This is a genomic window from Paraburkholderia bryophila (genome assembly GCF_003269035.1).
GTDB classification, from domain to species: domain Bacteria; phylum Pseudomonadota; class Gammaproteobacteria; order Burkholderiales; family Burkholderiaceae; genus Paraburkholderia; species Paraburkholderia bryophila.
Window position 1 is genome coordinate 1 of the sequence record NZ_QLTK01000075.1, and the last position, 1,838, is coordinate 1,838.

3 protein-coding genes are annotated in these 1,838 nt (G+C 58.2%); all 3 read left to right on the forward strand.

Annotated features, from left to right (window positions below; all coding sequences use genetic code 11):
* On the forward strand, positions 1 to 297 hold a 297-nt coding region (locus tag BX591_RS36825; RefSeq protein WP_420849462.1), incomplete at its 5' end, for a DUF6708 domain-containing protein.
* 187 nt (positions 298 to 484) lie between these two features.
* Complete coding sequence (locus tag BX591_RS35790; protein ID WP_111936008.1) at positions 485 to 1,003, forward strand: hypothetical protein; 519 nt, start codon at positions 485 to 487, stop codon at positions 1,001 to 1,003.
* A gap of 214 nt (positions 1,004 to 1,217) precedes the next feature.
* A complete protein-coding gene (locus BX591_RS35795) occupies positions 1,218 to 1,502 on the forward strand; it encodes a PAAR domain-containing protein (protein ID WP_111936009.1) in 285 nt (94 codons plus the stop codon).
* The last annotated feature ends 336 nt before the right edge of the window (positions 1,503 to 1,838 follow it).

Here is a 1,838-nt window from a genome sequence, read left to right on the forward strand (position 1 = left end):
TTCGAGTTCATCCGGCGGTACATGGAGCAGGGCCCGGACGCGCTACCGAAGGTCGAACGGTATCTTCCGCGAGGCCCCTCTCTGCGCGCCTCAATCAGCGTCTGGTTCTATGGCATAGGAGCTGTCGGCAGTGCCGGCGGTGCCATGCGAGTTCTCACCGTCCTGCTTTCGGGGCCGATATTCCTGCTGTCGATACTGCACTACATTGCGCAACTGACGAGCCGGGAGCCGGTATGGCCGACCGAGGTAGAAGCCGCCTGCGGCAACTCAGCGTCGCCCGCAATGGCTCAAGCCTGAGGTTGCGGGACTCCTTTGATGTCTGAACGCGCTACTGCTGTCTCGCCCGGATTCGCTTGAGTGAACTGCCAGAGCCTGCGTCGCGGCCAAGGTCAGCACGTTAACCCGTGTCGTAACTCACTCCCTACCGGGCACTAATTCGCACGCGGACAAACACGTCAACATTCAACTTGTCACCATATATCCGATGCAAAAGAAATGCGGCCTTCTCTTCTGTGCGACAACGCTGATTTTCCTCACAGCGTGCCACAGCGCATCAGACAGCCCACTCGCTCGCGCAGCCGCCACGCTCGCGAAGACGGAGGCCCCACATGATGCCCAGTGGGTCCAGCTCGAAAGCAGTGACGCGGCCGTGCAGGAGTGTGCCATCAAGTTTCCGGACGCTGACCACCCCTGGACCGCGCGTATCGGACTTAAGCCGGGGCAGTACGCCATTCACGCCCGCATCCAACAGGATGGGACAAGTGGTTCCTGGTCGTCAGGCGAGGTATGGTCGGACGCGAAGACCGACGATGGCAAAGACACTCTGGATGAGAGCACGCTCAAGGCGAGGTTGCATGACTGCGCCACGCATGTAATGTCCATCGGTGTGCTCGAGAGCCATCTTGGCCCGGACAGCGCCGTCGTAACGGGACTGCGTGCGCTGGAAAAGCAGGATATCGAGAACGCAAAGGCACTTCGCAAATCGGGGCAGAGCGGCAGCTAGGCATGGTGCGCCATCGAACGGCGACATCATGGTCACAGCAACGCGACATCACCGAAGCGACGTTGAGGTCATGTGATATTCGTCGTCAGCGTCAACGTTAAACCCGATGCCGCGTTTGATGGAATTCCCGAGGGACCTGACATCAAGAGACTCGGCGCAAAAACGCGCTACATCATTCACCGGAATGTATCGAGCGAAAGGAGGGTGTCGTACCATGAACCGCAGATTCATCCTGAAAGACGACACGACTACTCATAATGGTGTGGTGCTCGACGGCATCGCCGGTTCGTCGTTCGACGGCCGGCCTTTGGCTTATCTCGGAGCGTCTGTGTTGTGCCACACATGCAATACCGAGGGCATCATCGTAAGCGATGGCTCGCCTCATACGATGAGTGTCATGGGCAAGCAGGTTGCGCTCGAGAACGATTTTTGCCAGTGCAAATGCGAGCCTCTTCCGAAGCTGGTGGCGTCGCAGACCATGGGCTCATTAACATCCTGAATGGCGCAAGCTCATTGCGGTCCGGCCAGTGGTGGTCGCGGAAGTGTGACTGGCGACGGATACCACCCCATGCAATGGCCTTTGAAGGAGCAAACCCTTTTGGCCCACGGACGTCAAGGTTGCCTGCTTCTAAATGATGTTGTCGATGTAAAACGGCGTCGCCGCTGAGCAAAAACCAGAAAGATGCAGCATCGCCATTGCGTGGCGCAGACGTCAAAGCGATGGCGTTCATCTCGCAGTGTGTTGATTTGCACGGAATCCTGACCCGGGATTTGCATTGAATTCTGACCCACCCGTTGGACCAGCTTTGCGGGTTATTCGGTGGGTGTCTGGGTC